Origin of the sequence: Rhizobium sp. LjRoot254, assembly GCF_964254105.1 — a bacterium.
GTDB lineage: Bacteria > Pseudomonadota > Alphaproteobacteria > Rhizobiales > Rhizobiaceae > Rhizobium_E.
In genome coordinates this window covers 3,627,792-3,651,269 of sequence record NZ_CAXUSM020000001.1, presented here as the reverse complement: position 1 = coordinate 3,651,269, position 23,478 = coordinate 3,627,792, and the positions used below count along the sequence as shown (strand labels likewise).

Below are 23,478 nucleotides of genomic sequence, written 5' to 3'. Positions count from 1 at the left end.
GAATTTTCGCCGTTGAGTAAAGACAGAACTTTGCCAAGATGCCTTCATGCAACTTGGAGCACCGACATGCGCGACATACTCGATCTCGACCGCTATCCCCTCGACCAGCCCGGCAGCAAGGGCTGGATCAATCTCGTGGACCGTTGCCGCATCGATCTCGCCGAGAAGGGCATGTTCGACCTTGAAGGCTTCGTCCGGCCCGAAGCGGTCGAGAAGGCCATCAACGAGGTCAAGCCGGTGATGGATACGCTCTCGTTTGTCCACAAGCGGGCGCACAATGTCTATTTCCGCAAGGAAATCCCGGAATTGCCGGCTGATCATTCCGCGCTGCGCAAGGTCGAGACGATCAGCCATACCGTCTGCGCCGACCAGATTTCCGACAGCGTGCCGGTCTGGATCTACGAGTGGCCGCAATTCGCCGTGTTCCTCGCCGCCTGCATGGAGAAGGAAACGCTGTTCACCATGCGCGATCCGCTCGCACGGGTGAATGTCATGGGTTACCGCGAGGGTGAGGCGCTGAACTGGCATTTCGACCGCTCGCAATTCACCACCACGATCCTGTTCCAGGCGCCGACCGAGGGCGGAGAGTTCCAATTCCGCTCCAATCTCCGCACCGATACCGATCCCAACTATGAGGGCGTCGAGCGGGTGCTGCTCGGCGAGGACAACGAGGTCAAGACGCTGACCCTCGTGCCCGGTTCGCTCAACGTTTTCATGGGCAAGAACACCATGCACCGGGTCACGCCGGTCAAGGGCGAGCGCGAACGGCTGATCGCCGTGTTCTCCTACTACGAACGGCCGGGCGTGATGTTTTCCAAGGAAGAGCAAATGGGCTTCTACGGCCGCGCGGCCTGATCATTTCAAATCGAAGATCCGCCCTCAATGTCTGCAACAATTCTCGAACGTCCGCCGGCATCGGGCGGGCCAGCAAGTCAAGGTCTCCCTACCCTTGGTTTGAAGGCCCAAAATATTTCCGCAATAATCTATAGACATCGGTGTACATAAATGTTTCACTCCGGCCAATCTCGAGATGGCCGGTGAAACTTTGGTTTGACGGCCGGTGCAAGTAGCTATACGATCGCATAATAAGGCGTGGCGCTTAATACCTTGGCGCATTTCCGCTTGACAGGGCCGCCGGATCGGCGGCTCAATATGAGACGGGATTAAATCTATACATAATAAGAAGACGGGCCTGCCACAAAGAAAACCAAGAGGGAACCATGACAATCAATTACAAGCTTCTCGACTTCCTGCGCAAAGGCCGCAGCGAACACGAAAACCATCTGATTGACGGCCTCGTTGCGGGCCGCGTCAGCCGCCGCGAATTCCTGCGCTTCGGCTCGGTACTCGGCCTTTCCGCACCCTTTCTAGGGTCCGTCACCGGTGCAGTCGGGCTCGCCGGCGTGCCGAATTTCGCGCGCGCGCAAACCCCGGGCGGCACCATCCGTGTCGGCCAGATCGTGCCGGCAGCGGCAATCGAGCCGGTCAAGCTCGCCGATGGCGGCGGCATCACCGTCATCAGCCAGGTTGCCGAAACGCTTGTTCTCTCCGGCAAGGACCTTGTTGCCCGGCCGCTGCTCGCCGAGAGCTGGGCGCCGAACAAGGACGGCTCGGTCTGGACCTTCAAGATCCGCAAGGGCGTGAAGTTCCACGACGGCCGCGACATGACCGCCAAGGATGTGGTCGCCAGTATCGAGCGCATCGCCGATCCTGCCAACGGCTCCAACGCGCTTTCCGCGCTGAAGGGCGTGCTCTCCAAGGGCGGCACCAAGCAGATCGACGATTATACCGTCGAGTTCACGCTCGATGCGCCGAATGGCGGCTTCCCCTATACGATGTCGACCGACAACTACAATGCAGTCATTGTGCCTGCCGACTATGATGGCAATTTTGAAGCCAAGATGATCGGCACCGGCGCCTTCAAGATGGAAAGCTACACCCCCAAGGTCGGCGGCGTATTCGTCCGCAACGATGCTTACTGGGGTGGCCAGGTTCTGCCGGATCGCGTCGAGATTTCCTTCTACGACGACTACCAGCCGCAGATTCTCGCGCTGCAGGGCGGCCAGATCGACTTCATCCAGCAGGTTCCGATCCTGCAGGCGGCCGGCATCATGAACGACCCGACGGTCGACATGCTTTCGATCCCGTCGATCGCGCATTCGCAGGTCCATATGCGCACCGACAAGGCGCCGTTCACCGACAAGCGCGTGCGCCAGGCGATCGCACTCTGCCTCGATCGTGAAAAGATCGTCCAGGGCCTGATGCGCGGCAAGGCGCAGATCGGCAATGACAGCCCGTTCGCGCTGGCCTATCCGTCCACGGACAAGACTGTGCCGCAGCGCCAGAAGGACATTGCCAAGGCCAAGGAACTGATGGCCGCCGCCGGCATGCCGGATGGCTTCGAGGTGACGTTGACCACGGAAAAGTATCTGGAAATTCCGGATTACGCCGTGATCATCCAGAATGCCGTCAAGGAGATCGGCGGCAAGATCAACCTCAACATCATGGACCAGGGCGCCTATTACGCCGATGCGGTCTACGGCAACTCGCCGTGGCTGGATTCGGACATGGGCATTACCGATTACGGCCATCGCGGCGTGCCGAACGTCTATCTCACGGCGCCGTTGCAGAGCGAAGGCACCTGGAACTCCGCGCACTTCAAGAACAAGGAGTATGACGGTCTGGTTGCGGGCTATCTTGCTGCTCTCGATCTCGAAGCCCAGCAGGCAGTCGCCGGCAAGATCCAGACGCTGCTGCTCGACGAAAGCCCCGTGCTCTTCACCTACTTCTACGACTTCATGTCGGCTGCGAAGAAGGGTTCGACGGGTATCGAGGTGACGGCCATGAGCCATTGCTTCCTCAAGGACGCCAAGCTAGGCTAGTCCTTCGCATTCCTGCATTCCGAGTTGCCCCGGCCAAAACCGGGGTAACTTCAACCAATCGGGAATCCGGGGGACGGGACGATATTTTACTATGTTCTGAAGCGGTTGCTTCTGTCGTTTCTGACACTATGGCTTTTGAGCCTGTTGGTCTTTGCCGGCGGACGCATGTTGCCGGGCAATGTCGGTCGCGCCATGCTGGGGCCTTTCGCCGACCAGAAGGCCGTCGATCTGCTCAATCATGAAATGGGCACCGATCGTCCGCTGCTGGTGCAATACAGCAGCTGGATCGGCAATCTCGCGAAGGGCGATCTCGGCAAGTCCTACGCCTATCGCGCGCCGGTCTCGCAATTCCTGGGAACGGCGGTGATCAATTCGGCCAAGCTCGCAGGCGTGGTCTTCTGTCTCGTCGTGCCGCTCGGCATTCTCGGCGGCGTCATCGCGGCCCTGTACAGAGGGCGAGCGGCCGACCGCATCATCTCGGTCTCCGGCCTGTCGGCGACGGTCGTGCCGGAATTCGTCTCCGGCATCGTGTTGATCCTGATCTTCGGCGTCGGGCTAAGATGGTTTCCGATCTCGGCGACCTGGCCGAGGGACGCCGGCGTCTTCACCCAGATCTACTACCTCATCCTGCCCGCGATGCCGCTGGTTCTGGTGCTGTTCGGCTATATCGCCCGCATGGCGCGCGCCGGCACGATCGAGGCGCTCGACAGCGAATATACCCGCACGGCCATCCTGAAGGGCCTGACCTATCCGCAGGTCATCTGGCGGCACGTGCTGCGCAATGCTCTGCTGCCGACCATATCAGTCATCGCTACCCAGACCGTCTATCTGATCGGCGGCCTGGTGGTGATCGAGATCCTGTTCCGTTACCAGGGCATCGGCAGCCTGATCTATACCGCCGCCAACAAGAAGGACTTCCCCATGCTGCAAGCGGGCGTCATGATGGTCGGCGCGCTGTTCATGATCTCGACGCTCGCCGCCGACATCCTGCAGGCTATGCTCAATCCGCGCATCAGGTTCGGAGGCAAGTCATGAGCATCGACGCCACCTCCGCGCCCGTTATCGAAAAGCCGCATTCGGCCTGGAACGATTTCAAGCACAATCTCGGCCTGATCATGCGTTCGGCCACCTTCCTGACCGGCGCGTTCATCGTGCTGTTCTGGGTGCTCTGTGCGATCTTCGGACGGGCACTCGTGCCCTACGATCCGTTCGCCGACGACATGCTGAACGCGCTGATGCCGCCGTCCACTGAGCATTGGTTCGGCACGGACCAACTCGGCCGCGACGTGTTCTCCCGCGTCATCGCCGGCGCGCGCGACATCCTGACGATCGCCCCGCTCGCCACCCTGCTCAGCACCTTCCTCGGCACCGCGCTGGGCCTGACGATGGGCTATTTCGGCGGCTGGATCGATGAAGTGCTGAGCCGCATCGTCGATGCCGTGCTGGCGCTGCCGACCGTCATCGTGGCGCTCTTGGCGCTGACGGCGCTGGGGACTTCGACAACCACCGTGCTCTTCGTCATCGGCTTCAGCTTTGCCCCGATCATTGCGCGTACGGTGCGAGCCAGCGTGCTGGCCGAGCGCGATCTCGACTATGTCTCGGCCGCCGAGCTTCGCAGGGAAAACCGGCTCTACATCATGTTCGTGGAAATCCTGCCGAACGTGGTCTCACCGATCCTGGTCGAATCCACGGTGCGGCTCGGCTATTCGATCTTCGCGGTGGCGACGCTCTCCTTCATCGGATTCGGCATCCAGCCACCGTCACCGGATTGGGGCCTGTCGATCTCGGCCAATTACGGCCTGATGAATGGCGGCTTCTGGTGGACGGTGGTGTTCGACAGCCTGGCGATCGCCTCGCTGGTGATCGGCGTCAACCTGATGGCAGATGGTATCCAGAGTGCGCTCGATGACTGATGCGACCCCCACGCTGAAACTTGAAAATCTCGATGTCGAATATCGCGTGCGCGGCCGTTCGCGGAAGGTGCTTGATGACATCAACCTCGAGATCGGGCGCGGCGAATGTTATGGCCTCGTCGGTGAATCCGGCTGCGGCAAATCCACCGCCGCCTATACGGTGCTGCGCTACCTGCCGCGCAACGGCTCCGTGCCGCGGGGCCGGGTGCTGATCAACGGCGAGGACCTGCTCGGCTTCGATGGCGAGAAGCTGCGGGAACTGCGCCGCAAGTCGGTCGCCATGGTCTATCAGGATCCCGGCAAGGCGCTCAATCCTTCGATCCGCATCGGCCATCAGGTCGCCGAAGTGTTCGAGCTTCTCGGCGTGCCGAAGGCGGAATGGCAGAAACGCACCGTCGATATCCTCAAGAAGGTGCGCATATCAGACCCCGCAAGCGTCATGGAACGCTATCCGCATCAGCTCTCCGGCGGCATGCAGCAGCGCGTGGCAATCGCCATGGCGCTGGCGAGCGAGCCATCGCTTCTGGTGCTCGACGAGCCCACCACCGGTCTCGATGCCACCGTCGAAGCCGATGTGCTCGACCTGATCGTCCAGCTCCGCCATGAGTTTGATACGTCGATCCTGTTCATCAGCCACAATCTCGGCGTCATCGCCAAGATGTGCGATCGCGTCGGCGTGCTCTATGCCGGGCGGCTGGTCGAGCAGGGCCGGACATCGGAGATTTTCCGCAACCCGCGCCACCCCTATACCGTCGGCCTGCTACGCTGCCTGCCGCAGCGCGGCCGCTCGAAAGACGTGGCGCCGCTGACCACCATTCCGGGTTTCCTGCCGACCGCGGGTTCCGACATCAAGGGCTGTGTTTTCGCCGACCGCTGTCCCCTGGCCGATGAGCACTGTCGCAAGGTCGATCCGCCGCCATATCATGTCGGCGAGGGGCATTTCAGCAGGTGCCATTATCATGAGCGAGCCGCCAGCCTGAACTTCGACACGGAGGCGGTCAGTACCAGCGGGTCGGAATCGACGAAGAAGATCCTTGAACTGATTGATGTCTCGAAGACTTTCGGTCGCGGCGGGTCCACTTTCCGGGCATTGAACGATGTGTCGTTCGACGTCATGGAGGGCGAGACGCTCGGCATCGTCGGCGAATCCGGTTCCGGCAAGACCACACTGGCGCGCTCCGTTCTCGGCATCGTGCCGGCCGACGAGGGCAGCACGATCCGGCTCGATGGCAAGCAGGTGGCGCCGCTGCTCAAGAGCCGCGCCCAGAGCGAGGTCAAGTCGCTGCAGATCGTGTTCCAGAACCCCGATTCCGCGCTCAATCGCTCGCACACGGTGCGGCGGATGATCGGCCGCACCATCAGCCTGCTGACCGGCCTGGCAAGCACAGCCAAGGCCTCCCGCATTCTCGAACTCACCCGTGCGGTCAGGCTCGCCGACCGCTATCTCGACATGCGGCCGCGCCAGCTCTCCGGCGGCCTCAAGCAGCGTGTGGCGATCGCGCGGTCCTTCTCCGGCGACCCGCGCGTCGTGGTGCTCGACGAACCGACCTCGGCGCTGGATGTCTCGGTACAGGCGGCGATCCTCAACCTGCTGGTCGAATTGCAGAAGGACAAGCAGGTCAGCTATATCTTCATCTCGCACGATCTCGGCGTGGTGCGCTATCTCTCCGATCGCATCGCGGTGCTCTATCTCGGCCGGCTGATGGAGATCGGCAAGGCTGATGCGGTGTTCTCCGGCCCGCACCATCCCTATACCGAGGCGCTGCTGTCCTCCGTGCCGTCGGTCGATGGAACGCACCGGGAGCGGGTGAAGCTCAACGGCGAAATTCCGAGCGCCATGAACCCGCCGAGCGGCTGCGTGTTCCATACGCGCTGTGTCCGCAAGATCGGCAAGATCTGCGAGGAGCAGCAGCCGCCGCTGCATGACACCGGCGATGGCCATCTCGTCCGCTGTCATATCCCGGCCACCGAACTGCCGCGCGCGCCGGTTGAAAAGGAAGTCATCGTCAACTAAGGGCGATTTCAGCTTTTCATATCTGTGAAACCGGCGTAGGATTTTCAGATATTGCCGCCGGGTACCATCATGCAAACATTCTCCGAACCGCTCTGGGCCGACGGCGTGCCGCGCCCCGCCCATGGCGCACCGATCGCCGCCCGGGAAAGCTGCGACCTGCTGATCATCGGCGGCGGCTTCATGGGGCTGAATGCTGCGCGTCACGCGGCGCGCGCGGGTCTCGGCGTACGGGTTATCGATGCGCGTCGCATCGGCGAGGGCGCCAGCGGCCTGAACGGCGGGCAGGTCATTCCCGGCATCAAGTTCAACCCCGACTGGATTCTCGAGCATTTCGGCGAGGAGCAGGGCTCGCGCCTCAATGCTTTTGCCGAGACGACCGCCGATGTGCTGTTCGACACGATCGAACACGAGAAGCTGGACGTGCCGTTCGAGCGCAGCGGCTGGATCCAGGCCTGCCACACCGAGACGGCGATGGACAATGCCGAGGAGCGCTACCGGCAATGGTCGGCGCGCGGCGCCAATGTCGAGATGCTCGATTCCACCGCGATCAGCCGGCTGGTCGGCACCAGCAACTATTTCGGTGGTTTCTACGACAAGCGCGCCGGCGTGGTTCAGCCGCTCGCCTTCACCATGGAACTGGCGCGGATCGCCAAGGAAGCGGGTGCGTGGATCACTGAGAATACGGCGTGCACCGCGCTTCGCAAGCAGGACGGACAGTGGGTTGCGACGACCAGCGGCGGCGCGGAAATTCATGCCAGGAACGTCATCCTCGCGACCAACGCCTACACAGACAAGCTGATCCCCGGCCTTGCGCAGACGCTGGTGCCGCTGCATTCCTTTCAGGTGGCGACATCGGTGCTGCCGGAGGAACTGCAGCGCTCGATCCTGCCGGGCAAGCAGGCGGTGTCGGATTCACGGCGCATCGTCATCTATTACCGGAAGAGCCCGGATGGGCGGCTGGTTCTCGGCGGGCGCGGGCGCATGTCGCTGCCACAGAGCGAGGCGGACTGGGCGCATCTTGAACATGGGCTGACGCGCATCTTCCCGGCACTCGGCAATATCGCGATCGAAAAGCGCTGGTTTGGCCGGGTGGCGATGACGGGGGATGGACTGCCGCATATCCATGAACCGGAAAAGGGCCTGCTGACGCTGGTCGGTTGCCAGGGGCGCGGGGTGGCGATGATGACCGCGATGGCCAGGAATTTCGTCGATTACATCCTGACCGGCGACAGCACGCATCTGCCGTTCCCGATCTCGCCGATCCGGCCGATCCCGTTTCATGCCTTCCGCCAGATCGGCGTGGCCGCCACCATCGCCTGGTATCGCATGCTTGACGCCGTCGAGCGCTGAATTCGCTTGACTGCTTCTCAAAAATGAAAATGATGCAGAGAATTTCACGAACTAGAAAGCGGATCGATGAACACTATCGTTCCTGCCGCGCCGCCACTCACATCGGGTTCGTCTCGCAACTTCCGTGTTGCGATGCTGGCACCGGGCGCGCTGGTGACCTTCGTGCTGATCCTCTTCGCACTTGGCCTCGTGCTTTTCCTCGGCTTCCGGGTCAATGATGGTTCGCTGACCGGCGCTGGCTTCACACTTGCCAATTTCGTCACCGTGCTGACCGATCCGCTTTACGTGACCGTCGCGATCCGCTCGCTGGTGATCGCCGGACTGGTGACGCTGGCGACCGTCGTCACGGCCTATCCGGTCGCCTACTATCTCGCCTTCCATGCCGGCCGGCATCGCGGGTTGCTGCTTTTCTTGGTCACGTTGCCGTTCTGGACGAGCTACCTGCTCAGGGTCTTCGCCTGGAAAATCGTGCTCGCCTATAATGGCGTGCTCAATTCCGCGCTGCTCGCGACCGGCGTTCTCTCCGAACCGTCGCTCGCCTTCCTCAATACACCGGCCGCCGTGGTGCTGACGCTGGCGCATGCTTACGCGCCCTTCGCCATCCTGCCGATCTATGTGGCGTTGGAGACGATCCCGAAATCCCTGCGTGAAGCCGCCTCGGACCTTGGTGCCCGCCCAGCCTACACCTTCCGGAAGGTGATCCTGCCGATGTCGATGCCCGGCGTTCTGGCTGGCGCACTTGTCGTCTTCGTGCCGACCGTCGGCGATTACGTGACGCCCGCCATGGTTGGCGGGCCGGCCAGCACCATGATCGGCTCGATGATCCAGGCGCAGTTCGGCAAGGCCAATGACTGGCCGTTCGGCGCGGCGCTGTCTGTCGCCGTCATGCTGTTGATCCTCGCCATGTTGCTGATTGTCCGCTTTGCCGATCGCAAGTTCGGGAGCCGCACATGAGCGTCCGGACAAATCATGATCGCGTCGGCTGGCTCGGCATCTATGTGTTTGCTTATCTCATCTTTCTTTATTTGCCGGTGGCGCTGATCCCGATTTTCTCCTTCAACGATTCCATCCAGGCAGCCTTTCCGCTGAAGGGCTTCACCATAGCCTGGTATCAGCAGCTCGTTGGCAATGACGCCCTGACTGGTGCGGTGATGACCAGCCTCGGCATCGGGCTCATAGCGGCCTCGATCGCCACGCTCTGCGGCATGACCATCGCCTATATGGACACGCATGGCACGTCGCGGTTGGCGGGCATCATCTCGGGCATCGTGCGCCTGCCGATCCTCATCCCCGGCGTCATTGTAGGCATCGCGCTCCTGATCTTCGTCAACCTGATCGGGCTCGGGCCATCGCGCACCGCAATTGTCGCCGGTCATGTGCTTGCCGGTCTGCCGACCACGGTCGTCGTCATGCGCGGCCGTTTCGCGTCGATCCCGAAAAGCATTCCTGAAGCGGCCGAGGATCTCGGCGCCAAGGAATGGCTGGTGTTCTGGCGCATCATGCTGCCGCTCAGCCTGCCGGCGATCGGCTCGGCCTTCATGCTGGCCTTCCTGATCAGCTTCGACGAGTTCATCATCGCCTTCTTCCTCGCCGGCACCGAGCCGACGCTGCCGCTCTATATCTGGACGCAACTGCGCTTTCCGAAATCCCTGCCGGTGGTGATGGCGCTCGGCACCGTCATCCTTGCCGTGTCGATCATCATCGCGACAACGGCCGAACTCTTGCGTAACCGCGGGCTCGCTGGCGCCCGCATCAAGCCAGCCGCAGCATGACTAAAATCCATAACAAGAACCGACAGCGAGGAGAATGAACATGACGCATCACATCAACAGGACGAGCCTTCTCAGGAAGGCCACGGTCGCGGCGCTCGCACTGGCAGTTTCCGCCGGCGCGGCACTGGCGGATGGCAAGCTGAAATATTTCACCTGGTCCGGCTATGAACTGCCGGAATTCAACAAGACATTCCTCGCGAAAAATCCCGACGGCATCGAGTTCTCGATGTTCGGCGATGACGACGATGCCTTCACCAAGGTCAAGGCGGGTTTCCGGCCCGATATCGCGCATCCCTGCTACGACAAGGTGGCGCGCTGGAACAAGGAGGGCCTGCTGCAGCCGATCGACACCAAGCGGATCAAGAACTGGGAGAGCATCTTCCCGGTCTTCCGCAATCTGCCGGATATCCAGGCGGGTGATGGCAAGGTGTGGTTCGTGCCGTGGGACTGGGGCAATACCTCGATCCTTTACCGCACCGATCTGGTGGAAAACCCGGAGCAGAGCTGGAACCTGCTGTGGGACAAGAAATATGCCGGCCGCATGGCGACCATCGATGCCGTCCACGACACGCCGATCGTGGCCGCCTTGCTTGTGGGCGTGAACCCCTTCGACATGAAGGAAGGCGATATCGAAAAGGTCGCCGAGAAGCTGCGCGAACAGCGCCCGCTCGTGACTGCCTATACGACAGATATGACCTCGGTGGAGCAGTCGCTGTCCTCGGGCGAACTGGTCGCCGCGATGACCTGGAACGCATCGGCCAATGCGCTCAAGAAGCAAGGCGTCAAGGTCGAGTTCATGAAGCCGAAGGAGGGCATGCTGACCTGGACCTGCGGCTTCGTCATCCTCAAGGATTCGACCAATGTCGATGCCGCCTATGACTTCATCAACTCGCGGCTGGAAACAGATTCCGGCAAATACCTGATCGAAGCCTATGGCTACGGCTCGTCCACCAGCACGGCATTCGCGGCCGTGCCGAAGGAAACGCTCGATGCCATCCAGCTTCCCGCCGATCCGGAAGCCATGCTGAAGACGACGATCTTCACCGGCCCGATGAAGCAGAACGACGACATGGCCAAGATGTTTGAAAAGGTGAAGGCGGGCGGCTAAGCTCGCTTCAAGTCGGGCGGTGCCAGGCGCCGCCCGGCCATCCACATTCGCACGCGGGGTTCGGGACAGCATGGACGAAGGATTGGAAGAGGTGATCGAAAAGCCGGTCCGCGACGCGAATGATGCGGATATCCTGGTCGGCCGCCGAGTGAGGGCGCTCAGGCTGGAGCGCAACCTGTCGCTCGCCGATCTCGGTAGCAAGGCGGGGATCTCGATCGGCGCGCTTAGCCAGATCGAACGTGGCATTTCCTCGCTCCGCGTGCGGGTCATCTGGCCGCTCGCTGCGGCGCTTGGTGTCGAGCCCTCGGCTCTCATCGGGGAGGGCGGCGAACCCGCCAACGATCTCTACTGTGTGCGCGCGGGCATGCGGCGGACCTTGCCCGTTCACACCGAAGGCATCGAGAAATTTCTGCTCTCGCCGCCCGGTGCGACCTTGACCGGCATGCTGGTGACTGTCGAGCCCAATGGCGGCACCGAGGAAGCCTACGCCCACGCCGGCCACGAATTCGGCTATGTCTCGGTGGGCGAGGTCGAACTGGTGATCGACGGCACCACCTACAATCTGAAACAGGGCGACAGCTTCGCCTTCAAGAGCACGCTGCTGCATGCCTTCCGCAACAATGGCAGCGTGGCGTGCGAGATCATCTGGATCAACACCACCAAGCCCTCCGAGGTGCGTGATAATGCCTGAGGCATTGCTTGAGCTGTCGGCGGTCCGCAAGACCTTTCCCGGCGGCGTCATCGGGCTCGATTCGATCGATCTCGATATCGCGCAGGGCGAGTTCCTCAGCCTGCTTGGCCCATCGGGCTGTGGCAAGACCACGACGCTCAGGGTGATTGCAGGTTTTGAAGCGCCAACTTCAGGCATGCTCCGGCTCGATGGCCAGGACATCACAGGCTTGCGGCCCTATGACCGGCCGGTCAATACCGTGTTCCAGGATTACGCGCTGTTTCCGCATATGAATGTCGCCGAAAATGTCGATTTCGGCCTGTCGCTCCGCAAGCTGCCGGCCGGCGAACGGAAGAAGCGGGTTGCCGATGCGCTCGACCTCGTGGGGTTGGCCGACAAGATCGGTGCGCGCGTGCTGGAACTCTCGGGCGGCCAGCGGCAGCGTGTGGCGCTCGCCCGCGCCATCGTCTGCGAGCCGCGCGTGCTGCTGCTCGACGAGCCGCTGTCGGCGCTCGATGCGCACCTGCGCGAGCAGATGCAGATGGAACTCAAAAGCCTGCAGGCCCGCCTCGGCACGACCTTCGTCATGGTCACCCACGACCAGACCGAGGCGCTGTCGATCTCCGATCGCATCGTCGTCATGCATAAGGGCCGGATCGAGCAGGCGGCAACGCCGGCCGAGCTCTATGACCGGCCGGCGACCAAATTCGTCGCCGGCTTTATCGGCACGATGAACCTTCTGCCGGCGCGCTTTCTCGGGCGTGAATGGAACGCCCTGCGCTTCGAAAGCGATGGCCTGCGCTTCGGCATCGCGGCGGAGGATCATCCTGCGATGGAGGCTGGCGCCGCGACCACCGTCGGCATCCGGCCCGAGGACTTCGTCGTCGTGCCCGATGGCACGCCTGATTCGTTTGCTGCCGAGGTTTCGAGCGTCGTATTCCACGGCAAGGCGCTGCGCGTGCATGCGCGCGTCGGCGCGGAGACGAAAATTGTCGTGGATTTGCCGCGCCAAGGCGAGGGTCGCGAATGCAGGCAGGGCATAATTTTAAATATCGGCTTGCGCTCCGGCGCCTCTTGCCCGCTTTTGCCGGCCTGATAGAAGAGCATCAAACATAAGAACGGGAGACTGAAATGAGCAACCACCTGAAATTCTACATCGATGGCGCATGGGTCGATCCCGTGGTGCCGGCCAAGCTCGACGTGATCAATCCGGCGACCGAAGAGGCCTATACCCAGATTTCCGTCGGCACCAAGGCCGATGTCGATAAGGCCGTGGCGGCTGCCAAGCGCGCCTTCAAGACTTTCTCGCTCGTGTCGCATGCCGATCGCGTGGCGCTGCTCAAGCGCATCCTCGAAATCTATAACGAACGCTTCGAGGATATCGCGCAGGCCGTGTCCGACGAAATGGGTGCACCGATCGGGTTTGCCCGCGACGCACAGGCCTGGGCCGGCCGCGCGCATATGGAATCGACTATCGCCGCACTCGAGAATTATGAATTCAGCGAGAAGCGCGGCGCAACCATGGTAGTCAAGGAGCCGATCGGTGTCTGCGCGCTGATCACGCCGTGGAACTGGCCGCTCAACCAGATCGTCTGCAAGGTGGCGCCGGCGATCGCCGCAGGCTGCACCGTGGTGCTGAAGCCCTCGGAAATCGCGCCGATCTCCGGCGTGGTCTGGTCCGAGATCATGGATGCCGCCGGCGTGCCGAAGGGCGTCTACAACATGGTCAACGGCACCGGCCCGGATGTCGGCCAGGTCATGGCCGGCCATCCCGATGTCGACATGGTGTCCTTCACCGGTTCGACCCGCGCCGGCATCATCGTCGCCAAGACGGCCGCCGACACGGTCAAGCGCGTGGCGCAGGAACTCGGCGGCAAGTCGGCCAACATCATTCTCGAGGATGCCGATTTCGCCACCGCCGTCGCCAAGGGCGTCGAAGGCTGCTTCGGCAATACCGGCCAGTCGTGCGACGCGCCGACCCGCATGCTCGTACCGAAGGGCCGTCACGACGAAGCGCTCGGCATTGCCAAGAAGGCTGCCGAAGGCTTCAAGACCGGCGATCCGAAGGCCGAAGGAACCGATCTCGGCCCTGTTGTCAGCCAACTGCAGTTCGACAAGATCCAGCGGATGATCCAGACCGGCATCGATGAAGGTGCGACCGTCGTCGCCGGCGGCGTCGGCCGTCCGGACGGCCTGAACCGCGGCTATTACATCCGCCCGACCGTGTTCGGTCACGTGACGCCTGAAATGACTGTAGCGCGCGAGGAAATCTTCGGACCGGTCCTCTCGATCATTTCCTATGACAACGAGGATCATGCCGTCGAGATCGCCAACGACACGGTCTACGGCCTCGCCGCCTACATCCAATCGGAAAACAAGGACCACGCACGCAAGGTCGCCGCGAAGATGCGCGCCGGCACGGTCAACCTGAACTATCCTGATTGGGATACGTTCTCGTCCTTCGGCGGCTACAAGCAGTCGGGCAACGGGCGCGAATATGCCGATTTCGGCATCCACGACTTCCTGGAGATCAAGAGCATCGTCGGCTACGGCGATTGATCGCGGATCATACTATCGGGAAGTGAAAAATCAGGTCCGCCAGCTCTGCTGGCGGGCCAATTTTGTGACGGCTTCGAAGTCCAGCGGTCGGGCCAGGGCATAACCCTGCAGCAGGTCGCAGCCGAGATCCTGCAGGATGCGGATATGTTCGCGCGTCTCCACGCCTTCCGCCACGACCTTGATGCCGAGCGACTTGCCGATCTCGATGATCGAGCCGACCAGCTTGCGCTGTTCCGTGGTCTCTGCAATCGGCTTGATCAGCGCGCGGTCGATCTTCAATGTGCCGGGGCCGATCTTCAAGAGGCTGACAATCGAGGCGTGGCCGGTGCCGAAATCATCGATTTCGATGCCGATCCCGAGCTTGCGGATGGCTTGAAGATTATCATTCACCGCTTCATCGCAATCGTCGAGGAAGATTGATTCCAGCAACTCGAACGAAACGGTGCCCGGTACGATCTTCAGGCTCTTGAGCTTGCGGCTGAGCGCCGGGTCATTCAGGCGACGGGACGACACGTTGACCGAAATCTTCGGGATCGAAATGCCTAGCGTCTGCCAGGCGGCGTAATCCTTGAGCGCGCTTTCGAGGATGATGCCATCGATGGCCGATACGACGTCGAGGTCCTCGGCCACCTGCAGGAAGCTGTCCGGCGTGAGCAGGCCGTTGGTCGGATGGTTCCAGCGTGCCAGCGTCTCGGCGCCTGAAATGTCGAGGCTCTGCGCATGGAACTGGAGCTGGTAGTACGGCACGAACTCGCCGCGCTCGAGGCCGGAGAGGATGTCGTCCGACACGCGCTTGGTATTGATCACGTCGTTCTGGATGGCGACCGAGAAGAATTCGAAGCGGTTGCGGCCTTGGGTCTTCGCGCGATAGAGGGCGATGTCGGCGTTCAACAGCAATTGCTTGGCGTCGATCGCGCGGCCGCCCGCGTAAGCGATACCAATCGAAGCGCCGATGCGGCAGACATGGTTCTCGAAACTGACGGGGTCGCAGAGCCGCTTGATGATGCGGCTCGCGAGCTTACCGAGCTTGTCCTCGGAGCCGTCATAGCGCGACAGGATCACGAATTCGTCGCCGCCGATACGCGCCACGAAATCACCCGGCCCCATGTTCTCATTGAGAACTTTTGCCGTGTGGATCAGCATGTGGTCGCCGGCGAGATGGCCGAGCGTATCGTTGATCTGCTTGAAGCGATCGAGATCGAGATGGATTATGGCGATGCCCGAACCGTTGGCGAGGCTGTCGGCGGCGCGTTGGCTCAGCACCTCGTCGAGATAGCGGCGGTTGGGCAATGCGGTCAGGAAATCGTGCAGCGCGTTATGTTCGATCGCTGCCTTGGTCGTCTCCAGTTCGCGATAGCGTGCCTCGGCCAGGCGATTGGCTTCGGCGAGTTCCTGCTGAATCGTCACGTCCTGGGTGGCATCCCAGTTGGCGCCAATGATACGCGTATCGCCGCTGTCGAGGTTGAATGGTGCGACACGCGCCCGGATGTGGCGGATGCTTCCGTCGCCGCGTATGATTCTGAACGCATTCTCGAAGGCCGTGCCGCCCTTGCCGGCATTCGCCTCGACCTTGGCAATGGCCCGCTCCCGGTCATCGGGATGAATCATCTCCTGCCAGTCGTCGGCGTTTTGCAGCAGTGGCTGACCCTTTGTGCCATATATTTCCTGCAGGCGCTCGTCCCAGAGGCTGGTGCCTTTTTCAACATCGACCTCGAAGACGCCGATCCGCGAGACCTCGAGCGCGAGGTCCAGCTTGCGCGAAAGCTGCCGCAGCGCCTCTTCGGTCGCCTTGCGGGCGCTGACATCGGTGTCGGTGCCGACGATGCGGGCGGGCTTGCCATCCTCGAACCAGTCGATGCAGGCGCCGCGGCACTCGATCCAGATATAATGGCCGGCGGAATGCCGTTCGCGATATTCGAAAATCTGTTTGAAATCGCCGCCTTCGCCTTGCTTGCGGATTTCCTCAAGAACCATCTCACGGTCGTCGGGGTGGACGCTCTCGATCCACGTCTCCATATCGGCGTCGATGATGGCATCGGGCGCGAAACCGCGCATCGTTTTCCAGGTCTCGGAATAGTAGAATTGGCCTGTCGCGTAGTTATGGTCCCAGACGCCGAGGATGGAGCCGACCAGCGCATGGTTCCAGCGCTGTGCCCAGCTCTGCATCTCGGCTTCGGTCCGCTTCTGGCGGTCGATATCGGTAAGCTGGACGAGGATTTCGGCGGCATCGCCGTGGACGGTGAGACGCGCGGTCGAGAGTTGCGCCAGCATCCAGACGTCGCTGCCATCGGCGCGCAACAGGCGAATCTCGATCGCCTGTGCATTTTGCGGGGCAAGCCGGAGCCGGTTGATACTGAATTCGAGCGTGTGGCGGTCATCCGGATGAACCAGCTCGGCGAGCGAGCTTGAACCCCGAAGAAAGGCGGCGCAGGCCTGGTTACAATAGAGGATGTCGCAGTCGGCGGCGATCAATGCAAGGCCGCCAGGGGCGCTATCGATCAGCTCCGCCAGGGACGCGCGTCCGCCCGGAATGCCGGCAGGCGAAATCTTCTCTTGATGCGGCTTCAAACTCACACTCACAACCCGTTTGCGCAAATGTGATATGAATCGCTTAAATAGCTCTTAACCCGACGGAATTTGCCGGGATTTCACGGAATTTCGAGGGAGTTGACGATCGTCAAGCTCATATGAAAATGAGCGATACTACGCTCAGCCGAGCGTGAAGATGCAGGCGGTGACGAAGATGAACGCAAGCGCGACGCCTGCGGCAAGCAGGACATTTTCCTTGCGGGGCAGAACGAAGAGAACCTGATTGCGATTGCCGGTGGCGGCTGATGTCGCGGAATGAATCTTCATCTGTCTTCCTTCTATCTGCGGTCGGCGCTCGTTCCAACGTAACCAAAGCGCCTGAGTTCCAGACGCGGAGGCCACGGGTTCGGATTCCCGTCCGTCCGGCATCATCTGATAGTGCATATTACTTACTCTATCAAGTCTGTAGAGATTAGGATTTTCAAATTTTGATGGAATGCGGAAAAGCTTTTCCAAATCATCCATGTGCATAAAAAAATCCGGACCACTGGGGGTCCGGGCGCCAACGGGGCGGAAGTCAGAGTGGGCCGGGAGCGACGACTATCTCGTCGCGAACTGGAATTCGAAAGGGTCAGAAGAAGCGGTGGGCGTGAAGTGCGAAAATCGCGGGTTCCTCTGCCTCGCGCTCCTTGGCGGGTTCCACGACCGTGATCTTGTATTCGATCTTCTCAGTTTTTTCCGTCAGTGGCACGGTGGGCATCTGCGCCTGCTTGGGAAAGAAGAAGCCCATGGCGAATCCGTTCATCATCAACATCTGAAGTCCCTCCAGGAAAACCGGAATCGTTAACAACTCCATTAATGCACCTAAAGTCTATAAAATCAATATGGATTATCAGGAAAAATGAAAAATGCGCCGGCAAGATTTTGACGGCGCATTCAAGACATTGAAATATAATGCGATATTAGCTTTAAGACGCCGCTTCCTCAAGGATGAGACCGGCGGATGAGGCGGCATATTGGCCAGAAACCAGGCGCTCCAGCGTCATGTTGTCGAGGATTTCGGCGACCGCGTCGCGGACCTCGGTCATCGACTTGCGCACAAGACAGGTCTTCGGATCGCGGCAGTCGTCACAAAGCTCGAGCGCCGTGCGGCTGGCGCAGCGAATGGGCGCCAGGGGACCGTCGATGACGCGGATGGCATGGCCGATGCGGATCTCGGAGGCAGGGCGCGACAGCGAATAGCCGCCCATCGGACCCTTCTTCGAGCGCACGATACCTGCATTGCGCAGTTCGAGCAGAATAGTGTCGAGGAACTTCTTCGGGATATTGTGGGCGGTCGCGATTTCGTTGCTGAATGCGGTCTCGCCCGGTGCGAGGCTGGCCAAGGCGATCAACGCCTTGAGGCCGTACTTTCCTTTGTTCGTAAGCATAATTTACCCAGATTCCGCCCGACTTCACAACTCTCTTACCCCGGTTCGGGCCGCTAAAGAAGAGAGTCACTCGAATTGATTGATAATATGGGTAAAGACGTGACGAAATTCAGCGCTTTCACGAAAAAAGTGAAGGCGATCGGCGGAAATGGGCACCGATTGCGCTCTGCGCGTCATGCATGGAGCGGAAAGAGCGCCCGTCGAGGCCCATGACGCTGAATTTCACTGCCATGAATTTAAGCGAATCGGCAAAGGGGACAAGGATACCGACCGGAACGCCGGCATATTCGACAACCTGTTTCTGCATGACTAAGCCGCCTTGGAATCGAGTTCACGATGCTTGACGGGCATAAGATGATATAGTCTATAAAAATTGTCAATTATAAAGATGCATGAATTGGAAATTTTTTCGAACATTAGCGAAATTTTAGGCAAGTACCGGAACCATTTTTCGCCGTTGGAGGAAGAAGAGAACGACGTTTCACGCGGCCAGGGCGATCTTGCCGGCAATCTTCTTCGCCTGCACACGAATATCGGGCACTGCGAAGATTTCGAAGAACTGCCCGACGGTCATCGGACCCATCGCATAGACATTCGAGCGGGGCGTGCCTTCCGGAGACAGGAGTTCGGACTTGGCGCTCACGGCAAGTCCCAGTCCTTGAGCATCGGCGGCGATCAGGCCGTTGGCGGCCATCTTCTTGAGCAGAGGTACCTTGGAAATCGAACACTTCTCCATTCCGGTACAATTGACGATGCGGTCGAAATGAATGTCCCGCGTCGCGTGGGAGTGCCGGTCCAGATAGGTGGCGACCACATGGTTGTCGCTCTTGTGGATTTCCTGCAGCCAGCCCGAATGGATCGATACCTGGCCCTCGCGCTGCATCGTGTGCACGACATCGGCGATCTCCGGCGCCATGCGGTGGCGATGGACGCTCCACCAGGCATTTGCGTGACGGAAGAAGCGCGCGCGTTCCGTGGCGTCGAGCTCCTGCCATACCGACTGCGTCATCGGCCGGAGCGCATCGATGACCATGCGCCAGTCATGCACGCTGCGCGCCTGGCGGCGCAGCAGCTGGAGCATTTCGGACAGTGTCCGGGTGCCGGGTTCGAAGGCGGGCTCGGCCGGATCGCTGCGCGGCACGACATGCACCTGTGGCAGCAGGCCATGACGGGAAAGGATGTGGATCTTGCCCCGGTGTCCCTGCTTCTTCAGCGAGACGACCTGATCGACCGTAGTAAGCCCGGAACCGAGCAGAAAGATCGTCGCATCGGCATCGATCTCCTCGAGCCAGTTGTCCGCCCAGGCATTGATGGTGATATGCGGCCGGGCCGATGGATCGATAGCACTCTGGGCAATCGGCAGGCCCGAAGGCGTGCCGCCCAGACAGAAGACCGTATGCGCGGCCTGGACCTGCTCACCGTTCGACAGGCTGAACACCTGACAGTCATCCGCCAGCCGCTCGCAATTGATCGCCTCGGCGTCTGCGAATGTCACGCGCGCCCAGTTGTCCTTCTGCTGCAGGCTGGTGGCGAGGGTTTGCTGCACGTAACGGCCAAAAAGCTGGCGCGGCACGAAATCTTCCTTGCCGAATCCATGGCCGCTGGCAGTCAGCCATTCGACGAGATGGTCGGGCCGGTCGGCATAGAGGCTCATCCGTCCGGCCGGCACGTTGAGGCGATGGTTCTCGTCCTTGGTGGAGTAGGCAACGCCGAGCCCGTACTTGGAGCGTGCGCCGACGAGCGAGATCGTTTTGGCCGGCGGCAGGTGCTCAAGCAGGTTGATGACCATGGCCGTGGCGGAGAAACCCGCGCCCAACACCGCGACGTCCGAGTTCATTGCATCCCTCCGAGAGCCGCGCCCAGCGCGGAAGTCCTGGCTATTCATGCTTCAATTCTTGCTCTATGTATAGACATAATGTTTCCGAGGCTGTGCCATGAATCTTCCCCCCAGGGGAATTGGCCCGGCCCGCGTATGTTCCCAGCAGTCTCACAAAAAATTCTTATTGTCTATAAAAATTATGTACTAATATTGGTTGCATTTTTGTCGAGCGCCGCGCGTTTTTCCCGGGAACCGATTGAACAGTCACGCGTTTTGAAGCGCATGAGGCCATCCGGCCAATCCGCCCACCGGGATCACTTTCAGTCGATGCTAGTCACAAAGAAGCGCGATCTTCACACAGACACGCCCTTGTGGTCGCTGACGCCTCGAATTGGCGCGCGTTTCGCATGCATCGCCGCGCAAGGCGGCATGAGGGGCTAGACGCTGTAAATGACCACGTCGAAAACAAGCTTCATCAGATCGACCGTCATGGCGCTTATCGCGGGTGCGCTGCTTCTTCTCGCGATCATCGGTTCTACCCTCTATCTCGTCTATCAGACGCAGCGCTACGCCGAGGGTGCGACCACGTCGCGCAGGGTGCGCAGCACGGCCGCGGACCTGCTGCTGACCGTCCAGAAAGCCGAAACCAGCCAGCGCGGCTATTTGCTGACAACTGATACTGCATTTGTCGAGGCCTTTCGGCAGGCTTCGGCCGATATGATCAGCAAGGAACTGACCTTCGAAGACGCGATTAGCAACAACCCTTTCATCAAGGTCGATCTGGCCCAGCTTCAAAAGCTGGTGACGAGCAAGGTTGCCGAACTACGGCAGACGCTCGACCTTGCCGAGGCGGGCAGACGCGACGAGGCGATGGATGTCGTCAGGGGCGGCCTCGGCCGGACCCAGATGTCGGAGATCGAATCGGTGCTGCAGGGTGTCATCGATGCTGGTGACGCACGCATAGCCGATCAGGTCGCTTCCCAGGTCCGCATGGCCGGTATCCTGCGCGTGGTCACGATCTGCGGCGCGATCGCCATCGCTTCGCTTCTCGTCGGTGTCGTTCTGATCATCTCCCGCTATGTCAAGGAAATCCAGGATGCCCAGGCCGAACTCGGCGAGATGAACGCCAGCCTGGAAGGCCGCGTCCATGAACGAACCGAGGACCTGATGCAGGCCAACCAGGAAATCCAGCGTTATGCCTATATCGTCACCCACGATCTTAGAGCCCCGCTGGTCAATATCATGGGCTTCACGGCGGAACTCGACGGTGCGCTGAATGCCATCCACAGCTATTTCAGGGCCGAAGCCAGCGACCAGGGCAATGTCAGCGAGGATGTCCGCAATCAGGCGCGTCTGGCGGTGGAGGAAGACCTTCCCGAGGCGATTGGCTTCATCCGCTCCTCGACGCGCAAGATGGATGGCCTGATCAACGCCATCCTCAAGATTTCCCGCGATGGAAGGCGTCCGCTTCAGCCGGAGCCGGTCGATCTCGGAGCCGTCGTGCGGACCAGCGGCGAGGCCGTCCAGCACCAGATCGACGAGGCGGACGGCAGGCTCGATGTCTCGGTCAACGTCAAGGATCTCGTGTCTGACCGGTTCTCGATCGAGCAGGTCATCGGCAATCTGTTCGACAACGCGGTGAAATATCGCGAACCTACTCGGCCGCTGGAACTGTCGGTCAAGGCATTCCCGATCAACCGCTTCAAGATCGGCATCGACATCAGCGACAACGGACGCGGAATCGCACCCGAGGACCATGAGCGCGTCTTCGAGCTTTTCCGCCGGTCGGGCACCCAGGACAAGTCGGGTGAGGGGATCGGTCTGGCTCATGTCCGCTCCCTCGTTCGCAACATGGGAGGCGATATCAAGGTCAAATCCGAACTTGGAAAAGGCACGACCTTCATGATACGCCTACCCCATGATTTGAGTCAGTTTGTCAGGAGTACCGGTCAATGAAGGCTGCAGGCCGCGAAGTAACGATTGTGATGATCGAGGACGATGAGGGTCATGCGCGCCTCATCGAAAAGAACGTCCGTCGTGCCGGTGTCCACAATGAGATCATTCCATTCACGGACGGCGCGAGTGCGCTGAAATATATTCTCGGCTCCGATCTTTCGGGCGAGGAAAGCAAGAACCGCTATCTCCTCATCTTGCTTGATCTCAACCTGCCCGATATGTCGGGAATCGATATTCTCGAAAAGGTGAAATCCAATATACATACCAAGCGGTTGCCGGTCGTTATCCTGACGACGACCGATGACGAGCGCGAGATTCAGCGTTGCTATGATCTTGGCGCCAATGTCTATATCACCAAGCCTGTCGATTATGAGGGCTTCGCCAATGCAATCCGCCAATTGGGCCTCTTCTTCTCGGTGATGCAGATACCTTGAACGCCACAATCACAAAGATTCTTTATGTCGACGATGACGACGGTCTTGTCCGCCTCGCGAACAAGACTTTTTCGCGCATGGGCTGCGAAGTGCTGCATGCGCCCGATCATGACACCGGCCTGGCCAAGCTCGGCGAAGGCGGCATCTCCGTCATCATTCTCGACCATTATCTTCAGGGCACGACCGGGCTCGCCTTCCTGCAGGCAATGCGCGAGCGCGCCATCGAAGTGCCCGTCGTCTATGTGACCGGCTCCAGCGAGGCGACGGTGGCGATCGAGGCACTGAAAGCCGGCGCCGAGGATTACGTGATCAAGACCGTCGGCGAGGATTTCTGGGCGCTGCTGATCAGTGCGGTCAAGCAGGCGCTCGACAATGCCGAATTGCGCGCGGCAAAGAGACAGGCCGAGCAGGAGATCATCGAGGCCAAGGAGCGTGCCGAGATCCTGCTTGCCGAAGTCAATCACCGTGTAGCCAATAGCCTGGCGCTCGTCGCGGCGCTGATCCGGATGCAGGCGTCTTCCAGCGCCGATACGGCGGTGAAGGCGGCACTGTCCGAAACCCAGGCGCGGATATCGGCGATCGCCGGCATGCATCGCAGCCTCTATACGTCGGACGATGTCCGCATCGTCGAAATGAACCGTTATCTCTCGACGCTGGTCTCGGAACTGGCGGATTCGCTGGAAAAGGGCAGGCGCAAGTCGCGCATCGTCAGCCGCCTCGACCGTGTCGATCTGTCCTCGGACCGCGCCGTCTCGGTCGGCATGATCGTGACCGAGTTGCTGACCAATGCAATCAAATATGCCTATCCGCAGGAATCGGACGGCGAGATACGCGTAACCCTGGAAAAGCACGACAACGACACGGCGACCCTCGCGGTGGAGGATGACGGCATCGGCTTTACCGAGGCAGACACGTCTTCGGGAACCGGCCTCGGATCGCGCATCGTCGCCTCCATGGCCAAGACGGTCGGCACAGGAATCAACTATATACAGCGCGAACGCGGCACCCGCGCCGAAGTGCAGATTTCACTCAATTGATCGTG

Annotated in this window: 21 protein-coding genes; 15 read left to right on the top strand and 6 right to left on the bottom strand. The window is 60.7% G+C overall.

What is annotated here, in order from left to right; translation table 11 throughout:
• Nucleotides 1-66 precede the first annotated feature (66 nt).
• The 12 genes from ACSQ26_RS17990 (at nt 67) to ACSQ26_RS17935 (ending at nt 14,268) form a co-directional block, all read left to right on the top strand.
• Nucleotides 67-855 carry a HalD/BesD family halogenase gene (locus ACSQ26_RS17990; protein ID WP_436011193.1) on the top strand — a complete coding sequence of 263 codons (789 nt, stop codon included), beginning with the start codon at nt 67-69 and terminating at the stop codon, nt 853-855.
• A gap of 365 nt (nt 856-1,220) precedes the next feature.
• On the top strand, nt 1,221-2,882 hold the full coding sequence (locus ACSQ26_RS17985; RefSeq protein ID WP_436011191.1) for an ABC transporter substrate-binding protein: 1,662 nt from the start codon (nt 1,221-1,223) through the stop codon (nt 2,880-2,882).
• Between the two features lie 96 nt (nt 2,883-2,978).
• Complete coding sequence (locus ACSQ26_RS17980) at nt 2,979-3,917, top strand: ABC transporter permease (RefSeq protein ID WP_436015336.1); 939 nt, start codon at nt 2,979-2,981, stop codon at nt 3,915-3,917.
• A gap of 80 nt (nt 3,918-3,997) precedes the next feature.
• Entirely contained in the window at nt 3,998-4,795 is a 798-nt protein-coding gene (locus tag ACSQ26_RS17975) for an ABC transporter permease (RefSeq protein WP_436015334.1), read from the top strand.
• Nucleotides 4,788-6,809, top strand: coding sequence for an ABC transporter ATP-binding protein (locus tag ACSQ26_RS17970; protein ID WP_436011189.1), 2,022 nt, complete (start codon nt 4,788-4,790; stop codon nt 6,807-6,809). Before ACSQ26_RS17975 ends, ACSQ26_RS17970 begins: the two co-directional genes overlap by 8 nt.
• Before the next feature lie 69 nt (nt 6,810-6,878).
• A complete protein-coding gene (locus ACSQ26_RS17965) occupies nt 6,879-8,159 on the top strand; it encodes an NAD(P)/FAD-dependent oxidoreductase (RefSeq protein ID WP_436011187.1) in 1,281 nt (426 codons plus the stop codon).
• Between the two features lie 66 nt (nt 8,160-8,225).
• The gene (locus tag ACSQ26_RS17960; protein ID WP_436011185.1) at nt 8,226-9,113 is read left to right on the top strand and encodes an ABC transporter permease; all 888 of its coding nucleotides are present in this window, start codon (nt 8,226-8,228) and stop codon (nt 9,111-9,113) included.
• Nucleotides 9,110-9,931, top strand: coding sequence for an ABC transporter permease (locus ACSQ26_RS17955; RefSeq protein WP_436011183.1), 822 nt, complete (start codon nt 9,110-9,112; stop codon nt 9,929-9,931). The genes ACSQ26_RS17960 and ACSQ26_RS17955 overlap by 4 nt, the downstream gene beginning before the upstream one ends.
• A gap of 40 nt (nt 9,932-9,971) precedes the next feature.
• Nucleotides 9,972-11,039: an ABC transporter substrate-binding protein gene (locus ACSQ26_RS17950; RefSeq protein ID WP_436011181.1), complete on the top strand. Its 1,068-nt coding sequence runs from the start codon at nt 9,972-9,974 to the stop codon at nt 11,037-11,039.
• Nucleotides 11,040-11,109: 70 nt separating this feature from the next.
• Nucleotides 11,110-11,730 (top strand): helix-turn-helix domain-containing protein, encoded by a 621-nt coding sequence (locus ACSQ26_RS17945; protein ID WP_436011179.1) that lies wholly within the window; start codon nt 11,110-11,112, stop codon nt 11,728-11,730.
• Nucleotides 11,723-12,805: an ABC transporter ATP-binding protein gene (locus ACSQ26_RS17940; protein WP_436011174.1), complete on the top strand. Its 1,083-nt coding sequence runs from the start codon at nt 11,723-11,725 to the stop codon at nt 12,803-12,805. The genes ACSQ26_RS17945 and ACSQ26_RS17940 overlap by 8 nt, the downstream gene beginning before the upstream one ends.
• A gap of 35 nt (nt 12,806-12,840) precedes the next feature.
• Complete coding sequence (locus ACSQ26_RS17935; protein WP_436011172.1) at nt 12,841-14,268, top strand: aldehyde dehydrogenase family protein; 1,428 nt, start codon at nt 12,841-12,843, stop codon at nt 14,266-14,268.
• Between the two features lie 30 nt (nt 14,269-14,298).
• On the opposite strand, the gene ACSQ26_RS17930 is transcribed toward ACSQ26_RS17935, so the two are convergent.
• The 6 genes from ACSQ26_RS17930 to ACSQ26_RS17905 all read right to left on the bottom strand — a co-directional run bounded on the left by ACSQ26_RS17930 (nt 14,299) and on the right by ACSQ26_RS17905 (nt 20,064).
• Entirely contained in the window at nt 14,299-16,836 is a 2,538-nt protein-coding gene (locus ACSQ26_RS17930; RefSeq protein WP_436011170.1) for a sensor domain-containing protein, read from the bottom strand.
• 141 nt (nt 16,837-16,977) lie between these two features.
• The gene (locus ACSQ26_RS17925; RefSeq protein WP_436011168.1) at nt 16,978-17,124 is read right to left on the bottom strand and encodes a hypothetical protein; all 147 of its coding nucleotides are present in this window, start codon (nt 17,122-17,124) and stop codon (nt 16,978-16,980) included.
• Nucleotides 17,125-17,428: 304 nt separating this feature from the next.
• A complete protein-coding gene (locus ACSQ26_RS17920) occupies nt 17,429-17,611 on the bottom strand; it encodes a hypothetical protein (protein ID WP_436011167.1) in 183 nt (60 codons plus the stop codon).
• A 154-nt stretch (nt 17,612-17,765) separates the two neighbouring features.
• The gene (locus ACSQ26_RS17915) at nt 17,766-18,227 is read right to left on the bottom strand and encodes an RrF2 family transcriptional regulator (protein ID WP_258160636.1); all 462 of its coding nucleotides are present in this window, start codon (nt 18,225-18,227) and stop codon (nt 17,766-17,768) included.
• 118 nt (nt 18,228-18,345) lie between these two features.
• Nucleotides 18,346-18,534 (bottom strand): hypothetical protein, encoded by a 189-nt coding sequence (locus tag ACSQ26_RS17910; RefSeq protein WP_258160637.1) that lies wholly within the window; start codon nt 18,532-18,534, stop codon nt 18,346-18,348.
• A 174-nt stretch (nt 18,535-18,708) separates the two neighbouring features.
• The gene (locus ACSQ26_RS17905) at nt 18,709-20,064 is read right to left on the bottom strand and encodes an FAD/NAD(P)-binding protein (RefSeq protein ID WP_436011164.1); all 1,356 of its coding nucleotides are present in this window, start codon (nt 20,062-20,064) and stop codon (nt 18,709-18,711) included.
• Between the two features lie 432 nt (nt 20,065-20,496).
• On the opposite strand from ACSQ26_RS17905, the gene ACSQ26_RS17900 reads away from it, so the two are divergent.
• Genes ACSQ26_RS17900 through ACSQ26_RS17890 form a run of 3 tightly spaced genes read left to right on the top strand, consistent with a single transcriptional unit; the run spans nt 20,497 to nt 23,473 of the window.
• Nucleotides 20,497-22,002 (top strand): sensor histidine kinase, encoded by a 1,506-nt coding sequence (locus ACSQ26_RS17900; protein WP_436011162.1) that lies wholly within the window; start codon nt 20,497-20,499, stop codon nt 22,000-22,002.
• Entirely contained in the window at nt 21,999-22,436 is a 438-nt protein-coding gene (locus ACSQ26_RS17895) for a response regulator (protein WP_436011160.1), read from the top strand. Before ACSQ26_RS17900 ends, ACSQ26_RS17895 begins: the two co-directional genes overlap by 4 nt.
• Nucleotides 22,433-23,473 (top strand): histidine kinase dimerization/phosphoacceptor domain -containing protein, encoded by a 1,041-nt coding sequence (locus ACSQ26_RS17890; protein ID WP_436011158.1) that lies wholly within the window; start codon nt 22,433-22,435, stop codon nt 23,471-23,473. Before ACSQ26_RS17895 ends, ACSQ26_RS17890 begins: the two co-directional genes overlap by 4 nt.
• Nucleotides 23,474-23,478 lie beyond the last annotated feature (5 nt).

Bases quoted from the DNA above. Each gene is read 5' to 3' on its own strand.
- ACSQ26_RS17955 (WP_436011183.1), top strand. From the start codon at position 9,110: ATGAGCGTCCGGACAAATCATGATCGCGTCGGCTGGCTCGGCATCTAT.
- ACSQ26_RS17940 (WP_436011174.1), top strand. From the start codon at position 11,723: ATGCCTGAGGCATTGCTTGAGCTGTCGGCGGTCCGCAAGACCTTTCCC.
- ACSQ26_RS17985 (WP_436011191.1), top strand. From the start codon at position 1,221: ATGACAATCAATTACAAGCTTCTCGACTTCCTGCGCAAAGGCCGCAGC.
- ACSQ26_RS17920 (WP_436011167.1), bottom strand. From the start codon at position 17,611: ATGTTGATGATGAACGGATTCGCCATGGGCTTCTTCTTTCCCAAGCAG.
- ACSQ26_RS17905 (WP_436011164.1), bottom strand. From the start codon at position 20,064: ATGAACTCGGACGTCGCGGTGTTGGGCGCGGGTTTCTCCGCCACGGCC.
- ACSQ26_RS17965 (WP_436011187.1), top strand. From the start codon at position 6,879: ATGCAAACATTCTCCGAACCGCTCTGGGCCGACGGCGTGCCGCGCCCC.
- ACSQ26_RS17910 (WP_258160637.1), bottom strand. From the start codon at position 18,534: ATGCAGAAACAGGTTGTCGAATATGCCGGCGTTCCGGTCGGTATCCTT.
- ACSQ26_RS17895 (WP_436011160.1), top strand. From the start codon at position 21,999: ATGAAGGCTGCAGGCCGCGAAGTAACGATTGTGATGATCGAGGACGAT.
- ACSQ26_RS17975 (WP_436015334.1), top strand. From the start codon at position 3,998: ATGCGTTCGGCCACCTTCCTGACCGGCGCGTTCATCGTGCTGTTCTGG.
- ACSQ26_RS17900 (WP_436011162.1), top strand. From the start codon at position 20,497: ATGACCACGTCGAAAACAAGCTTCATCAGATCGACCGTCATGGCGCTT.
- ACSQ26_RS17945 (WP_436011179.1), top strand. From the start codon at position 11,110: ATGGACGAAGGATTGGAAGAGGTGATCGAAAAGCCGGTCCGCGACGCG.
- ACSQ26_RS17950 (WP_436011181.1), top strand. From the start codon at position 9,972: ATGACGCATCACATCAACAGGACGAGCCTTCTCAGGAAGGCCACGGTC.
- ACSQ26_RS17915 (WP_258160636.1), bottom strand. From the start codon at position 18,227: ATGCTTACGAACAAAGGAAAGTACGGCCTCAAGGCGTTGATCGCCTTG.
- ACSQ26_RS17935 (WP_436011172.1), top strand. From the start codon at position 12,841: ATGAGCAACCACCTGAAATTCTACATCGATGGCGCATGGGTCGATCCC.
- ACSQ26_RS17970 (WP_436011189.1), top strand. From the start codon at position 4,788: ATGACTGATGCGACCCCCACGCTGAAACTTGAAAATCTCGATGTCGAA.
- ACSQ26_RS17960 (WP_436011185.1), top strand. From the start codon at position 8,226: ATGAACACTATCGTTCCTGCCGCGCCGCCACTCACATCGGGTTCGTCT.
- ACSQ26_RS17925 (WP_436011168.1), bottom strand. From the start codon at position 17,124: ATGAAGATTCATTCCGCGACATCAGCCGCCACCGGCAATCGCAATCAG.
- ACSQ26_RS17990 (WP_436011193.1), top strand. From the start codon at position 67: ATGCGCGACATACTCGATCTCGACCGCTATCCCCTCGACCAGCCCGGC.